Origin of the sequence: Marinobacter sp., from assembly GCF_041687235.1 — a bacterium.
GTDB lineage: Bacteria > Pseudomonadota > Gammaproteobacteria > Pseudomonadales > Oleiphilaceae > Marinobacter.
Window position 1 is genome coordinate 1 of record NZ_JAWLCH010000032.1, and the last position, 6,619, is coordinate 6,619.

At 56.1% G+C, this 6,619-nt stretch carries 6 protein-coding genes; 2 read left to right on the forward strand and 4 right to left on the reverse strand.

What is annotated here, in order from left to right:
• Nucleotides 1-1,266 (forward strand): BCCT family transporter (locus tag ACESMK_RS19820; protein WP_373002350.1); only part of this gene is annotated, 1,266 nt, incomplete at its 5' end.
• Between the two features lie 63 nt (nt 1,267-1,329).
• Here the strand turns inward: ACESMK_RS19820 and ACESMK_RS19825 are convergent.
• From ACESMK_RS19825 to ACESMK_RS19840, 4 genes are all read right to left on the reverse strand, one after another.
• A complete protein-coding gene (locus tag ACESMK_RS19825; protein ID WP_373002353.1) occupies nt 1,330-2,277 on the reverse strand; it encodes an alpha-L-glutamate ligase-like protein in 948 nt (315 codons plus the stop codon).
• Nucleotide 2,278: 1 nt separating this feature from the next.
• A complete protein-coding gene (locus ACESMK_RS19830) occupies nt 2,279-3,796 on the reverse strand; it encodes an inactive transglutaminase family protein (RefSeq protein WP_373002356.1) in 1,518 nt (505 codons plus the stop codon).
• Nucleotides 3,793-4,491 (reverse strand): ATP-dependent zinc protease, encoded by a 699-nt coding sequence (locus ACESMK_RS19835; protein ID WP_373002358.1) that lies wholly within the window; start codon nt 4,489-4,491, stop codon nt 3,793-3,795. Before ACESMK_RS19835 ends, ACESMK_RS19830 begins: the two co-directional genes overlap by 4 nt.
• A gap of 245 nt (nt 4,492-4,736) precedes the next feature.
• The gene (locus tag ACESMK_RS19840) at nt 4,737-5,126 is read right to left on the reverse strand and encodes a hypothetical protein (protein ID WP_373002361.1); all 390 of its coding nucleotides are present in this window, start codon (nt 5,124-5,126) and stop codon (nt 4,737-4,739) included.
• Nucleotides 5,127-5,414: 288 nt separating this feature from the next.
• Here ACESMK_RS19840 and rmuC point away from each other — a divergent pair.
• Nucleotides 5,415-6,619: DNA recombination protein RmuC (rmuC, locus tag ACESMK_RS19845; RefSeq protein ID WP_373002363.1), on the forward strand; the 1,205-nt coding region annotated here is incomplete at its 3' end.

Genomic DNA, 6,619 nt, shown 5'->3' on the forward strand with positions numbered 1-6,619 from the left:
TGGTTCTCAATGCTCTTTGCCGCGGGCATGGGTATCGGTCTCATGTTCTGGGCGGTTGCGGAGCCTGTGGCCTACTATACCGGCTGGTACGAGACGCCGTTCAACGTTGAGGCGAATACAGCTGAAGCCCGCAACCTGGCAATGGGTGCGACCATGTATCACTGGGGCCTGCACCCCTGGGCTATTTATGCCGTTGTTGCACTTTCCCTGGCGTTTTTTGCCTTTAACAAAAATATGCCCCTGACGATCCGCTCGGCCTTCTTTCCACTGCTGAAAGACAAAGTGTGGGGCTGGCCTGGTCATATCATTGATGTGTTGGCGGTTGTCGCTACCATTTTCGGTCTGGCGACGTCTCTTGGTTTCGGTGCCCAGCAGGCGGCTTCCGGTTTGAACTACCTGTTCGACACCGGTGGCGGTACGAATGTCCAGATGGCCATTATTGTTGGTGTTACTGCCCTGGCACTGATTTCGGTCCTTCGCGGCCTCGACGGTGGTGTGAAGGTGTTGAGTAACATCAACATGAGCCTCGCCGCTATCCTCCTGTTTTTCGTTATCTTTGCCGGCCCAACGATGACTGTGCTGGAAACCCTCTGGGTGACCTCATCCACCTACGTTGGCAATGTTGTGCAACTGAGTAACCCTTTTGGCCGTGAGGACGAAGCCTGGTTCCAAGGCTGGACTGTGTTCTACTGGGCCTGGTGGATTTCCTGGTCACCGTTTGTTGGCATGTTTATCGCTCGTGTGTCCAAAGGCCGCACGGTGCGTGAATTCGTTACCGCCGTCCTGATCGTGCCGACCATTATTACGGTGGTGTGGATGAGCGCATTTGGTGGTTCAGCGCTGGAGCAGATTCAGCAGGGCATTGGTGCACTGGCAGAGGAAGGTCTGACAGACGTATCCCTGGCCATGTTCCAGATGTTCGCGAACCTGCCCCTGACCGGAATCATTTCCTTTGTGGGTATTATTCTGGTGCTGGTGTTCTTCGTTACCTCTTCGGACTCTGGTTCGCTGGTCATTGATAGCATTACCGCCGGTGGCAAGACCGATGCGCCCACGGCTCAGCGTGTATTCTGGGTTGTGGCCGAGGGTGCGATCGCGGCTGCACTGATTTTTGGCGGCGGCGACGATGCACTTGGCGCCATTCAGGCGACAGCGATCAGCGCGGGTCTGCCGTTCACCGTGGTTCTCCTGATCATGACCTGGGGCCTGCTCAAGGGGCTCAGTCACGAGCGTCAGCTTCTGATTGCCAGGGGTGAACTCACGTGAAGGTGAGCTGAGAAGAAAAAAAACCGGGGTTTCGACCCCGGTTTTTTTATGGCTGAACAAAGTTCAGGAGCTGGTGAAGGTGTCCATGGCGAAACGTGAGCGCTCCAGCGGCGTGAAATGCGGCCGTTTTAGCGATTCAATAGCCCTCAGGCGGGGCAAAAGGCCCCGGCCGTTTGCCATCTGGATTGCCAGCCCGGGCCGGGCGTTCAGCTCCAGCAGCAGGGGGCCCTCATTGGCATCCACTACCAGATCAACGCCCATATAGCCGAGCCCGGTAGCTTCGTAGCATCGTGAGGCCATTTCCAGCATCTCGTCCCAGGCTTCAATCTGGATATTTTCGAGGGCCAGGCCGGTATCCGGGTGCAGAGTAATGGGCCGGTTGAACTGAACAGCATTCAGGCCTCTCCCGGAGCCTATGTCCAGGCCAACGCCCACAGCGCCCTGGTGCAGGTTGGCCTTCCCGTCTGATGCGGTGGTGGCGAGTCTCAGCATGGCCATAACGGGGTAGCCCTGGAAAACGATAATCCGGATGTCGGGAACGCCCTGGTGGGAATACCTGGCCAGCGATGGTGCGGATTCAACCAGGTTCTCGACGATGGCCACATCGGGAGTACCTGCCAGTGAGTAAAGCCCGGCAAGGATGTTGGTCAGATGGCGTTCCAGGAACGAAGAGTTCACCCGCGAGCCGGAGGCCTTGATGTAGTCCTCGCCATCGCGCCCGGTAACGACGGTAATGCCTTTGCCTCCAGAACCTTTCGCAGGCTTGATGGCGAATCCTTGCAGGTCCTCTGCCATTTCCCGGAAGTGTGATATTTCATGCTGCTGGCGAACAACCTGAAGCAGTTTCGGTGTATTCACGCCGTACTCGGCAACGACCAGTTTGGTTTTTAACTTGTTGTCCACAAGAGGATAAGAGGAGCGTTCATTGTACCGGGCAATGTAGTCCACATTGCGGCGGTTCATGTTGAGCATCCCCAGCCTTTTGAGTGAACGCGGCGATATCCAGTCCATGTCAGTCGTACGCCTTCATTGGCGTGAAGCGCCTCAGTTCAGTCAGCTTGTAGCCAGTGTACTGCCCCATCAACAGAATGAGCCCAAGGATCACAAGGTGCAGCTCGGGGAAGTTGAAGGTGAGATGGCCGGCCAGTGGCGCGCTCATGAGCAGATAGGCACAGATGGCCACGAACAGACTGCCAGCACCCTGTACCAGGACCTCGTGGGCGCCCTCTTCCTCCCAGAGGATGGACATGCGTTCAATGGTCCAGGCAATGATCACCATCGGGAAAAAAGTGACGGTCATACCGGTGTTGAAGCCCATCTGGTAACCGATGATGCTCAGGCCGGCCGTGATGAAAATGACCAGGATGATCAGTGCAGATATCCTCGATACCAGCAGCAGGTTGAGGCTGGAGAGGTAACCGCGCATGAGTAGTCCGATGGATACAACCGACAGAAATGCGATCAGGCCTGGAACCAGCGTAGTCTGGACGAAGGCTACTGCGATCAGAACGGGCATGAAGGTGCCGGAGGTGCGGATGCCGATCACGATTCGCATGAAGGCCACCATCAAGGCGCCGAGAGGCAGCAGAAGCAGCATCCGGAACATGCTTTGCTCTTCAATGGGCAACTCGTAAAAGCTCAGGAAGCTGAGGCCATTGGAGGCCGATTCCATGGCTGCCAGTTGCAGGGCGGGCACAGTCTGTCTGAGCATGGAGAAGCTCACTTCAGAATTCTCCCCACCGACTACGTCAAGCAATGACGCCGAACCCTGACGCCACAGCAACAGATTCTCTGGTACTCCCTGCTCTGCGGTTTTCGGGTTAAACGTGAGCCATCGCTCGCCGTTGTAGATTTGCAGGTAAGGTGTCAGCTGCTGTCGCCGGCGTGCATCCTCGAGTTTAAGACCATCGGCTGTTCTGGCGGCAATGCCACTGTGGTTCAGCATGTTGACGAGGAAGTCGAGGTAGTTCTCTTCCGATACCAGCAGGGTCGTGTTCTGCGTCCGCGTGTCCGGCTGCATCAGCCGGATCAGCTCGCGGGTCATGCTTTCCGGTGTGCTTGAACGGACTTTTGCCTGCTCCAGAATTTCCCGGACGGCGGTTGCCTCGGGTTCCTCCCAGAAGGTCCTGGGAGTCTTTGGTTTGCTGGCCGGGATGTCGGGTTGTGCGTTTGGATCGGGTATGAATTGCGCCTTGAAATACAGCGTCTGTGGCCCGGAGATTTCCCGCTTGCTCCATTCCGCGCGGCGGCTGCCCGAGCTGTCAATAACAGAGAAGCCATAACCCGGTGACGCCGCCTGCTCGGTGAGAATCCGGAAACCTGGTGGTTGCTCGGGGATATTGAGGCTGGCAAGTACCGGGCCGTCGCCGGCGTCAAAATCAATTCTGGCCTCAACCATCCAGACAGGGCGCTGTTCGCCTGTCAGCCAGGGAATGCCAAGCTCAGCGTGTCGCCAGATGGCAAGGGAAATACCCGCTGCAATCAGGAGGAATACGGCAATGTAAAAGGGCAGGCGCGAGCGGGTGGTCACGATTCGTTACCGTCACTGTTGCGGATGGATTCGGGCAGTTCGGTTGCGTACTCCTTGCCAACATCGACCAGCATCACGTCCCGCAAAATGTTGCGGCCGATCAGAACTTCATAGGTAAGGTTGGTTCTGTCGGCGAGGGTAAACTCGGCCATCTGTTGATGATCACCAATAAAAAACTGCAACTCCACAACAACCCTGCGTTCAGCCTCTTCCGCGCTGGCCTGGATAACGCGAACCCGCCGGGAGATTTCTTTTTCCAGGGTCACGAACCTGTCGGTACCTGGAACCGGAACATCAAAGCGGACCCAGTTGTTGCCATCGCGTTCAAATCGCGTGATGTTGCGTGCGTCGATGGAAGAGGTTTCAGCACCGCTGTCGATCCGGGCCTTGTAAATCAATCCTGGCCCGGCCAGGTAGAAGTTTTCCACTTCACCGACGATGACCTTGCCCTTGAGACGATCTGCACGGCCCTTCGAGTTGTCCGTGGCTGGGCATTGTTTCTGGGCCTGGACTGGCGGGCATTGGGGTTTTTCCACCTGCGTTGCGATTGCTTCCAGAATGGTTTGTGTCGCGGAGCGGTTCTGTGCGATGGCCTGTTCGTGGCGAACGGTTGCGTTTTCCTCCATGGTAACCAGGGTCGCGCGCTGACTCTTAACGGATGCTCCGAGTTCATTCAGGTCAGACTTGGGGACCATGAAATAGCGGTCCGCCGAGCATCCCGTTAGCAGAAAAAGGCCGGCGAGCGCGGTAACGGAAAGCTTAGGCAGTCCAGCCCGAAAACATTTCAAACCCATGAAGAACCCCTGAGCTGGCAGCCTGTCACATCCGAGTTCGGTTAGCTGTGACGGTCTGTGCGTGTGAAACCGGATAAATACGGAAGGGGAGTATACAACATCCAACCTGTGTGGTTGATTTACAGATGATTAAGGGGCAGTAGTGTTTACCGTGACAGAAAATGCCCCTCACCCAAAACGGTTTCGGCACGCAGATATTCCTGGATCACCGGGGAACAATTGAGGTAGAAGAGCAGTAGCTCTCGTTGTACGTCCTGGTCCTGGATTCGTGCTGCAAAGCTGATCAGTTCCCGGATTTCCTCGTCGCTTTCGGTCTCACTCGAGGGCATCCCGAAACTCTTTCCATACCGGGCTTTCAGCAAGTTGATCAGGCGTTCGAGATGAAACTCGCCCGTGTGAGTAATATGGGGGAGGATTCTGAAGGTTTGGCTACTACCGGTTGATCGCTTGCCGAACAGGCCGGCGTGGCTTTCTTGTCCGGAGCAGTCATCGTGCAGAAATTCCGCTCCCAGTTTTCGCCACAGTTCTTTCAACATGACCCGTCATCCGTTTCTGATCTGGTTCTGGTCCGGCGCGCCGTTAAAAAAAGGTAATAACCTGTTGCCGGCGAACAATTTAACCTTTTAGACGATAATACGTTGGCCGTCCATAGGCGGATGCCTGCGCTTTCAATTATTGCCAAGCAGTCGTGGTCCTTATCCGGGACCGCCAACGAGATTGACGGCCCCTCGGGCAAAAGGTTCCTTTCCTGAGGTAGACTGTCTTTCAACTGAAAGTCAGCGGCAGTTCAATCAAACCCAGATAGTCGACAGGAGAAATGCCCGGTGCCCGAAGCCATCACGGAATTGATGTTGTCCCGGCCTGATGTGATGGCGGGGTTGATGGTCGCTTTGTTTATCGCAGTCATTGGACTGTCTGCTCTCCTGGCAAAATCAGCCGCCGAAAAGCGCGGGTTCTCGCTAGAGATGGCCATGGCTGCACAACGCGAAGAGCAGTTCGAGCGTTCGGTGTCAGAGCTCCGGGAAAAGTCTGGTCGCCTTGAGCAGGACGTTGAGCAGTGGCGGCAGCGGGCCGTGAGTCTTGAGAACCGCCTGGCCGGGCTCGAATCAGATCTTGGGAGCAGGAAACAGCGGCTCGGACAGATCGAGACTGAGCGTGAGAGCCTTCAGGCAAGGGTGGAGCAGCTTTCCAGGGAGCTGGGCGAGGCCCGGGTGGCACTCCGTGAGCAGGAAGTGACCATTGATAAGGAACGCCGGTCCGCCACTGAAAAACTGGAGCTCCTGGAGCGTAACCGTGATGCGCTGAAGCAGGAGTTCGAAAATCTTGCCAACAAGATTTTCGACCAGAAAAACGAGCGCTTCAGCCAGCAGACCCGCACCAGCCTGGATACCCTGCTCAATCCCTTCAGGGATCAGTTGCAGGATTTCCGGAAGCGGGTTGAGGACGTGTACACCACGGAAACCCGGGACCGTCAGGCGCTGCGCAGTGAAATCAAATCTCTGCAGGACCTGAACCGTCAGATTACCGAAGAGGCATCCAACCTGACCAGGGCGCTCAAGGGCGACAAGAAGATTCAGGGCAACTGGGGTGAATTGATTCTGGAGCGGGTATTGGAAAAGTCCGGTCTGCGCAAAGGGGTGGAGTATGATACCCAGGGCAGCTACAGAGACAGTGACAACCAGCTTTACCGGCCGGATGTCATTGTTCACCTGCCAGACAGCCGCAACCTGATTATTGATTCCAAAGTCTCACTGGTGGCCTATCAACAGTGGGTGACGGAAGACGAGGATTCGGAGGTAAAGGGAGACGCTCTCAAGCAGCATGTTGAGGCGGTGAGGAATCACATCCGAGCCCTCAGTGAAAAGGACTACAGCCAGCTCCATGGTCTGCATTCTCCGGATTTCGTTCTGCTGTTCATGCCGATAGAGCCGGCTTTCGTGGCAGCATTTCAGCAGGACGAGAACCTTTTCGCAGAAGCCTTCGAGCGAAAGATTATTGTGGTAACTCCAACAACACTGCTGGCGACCCT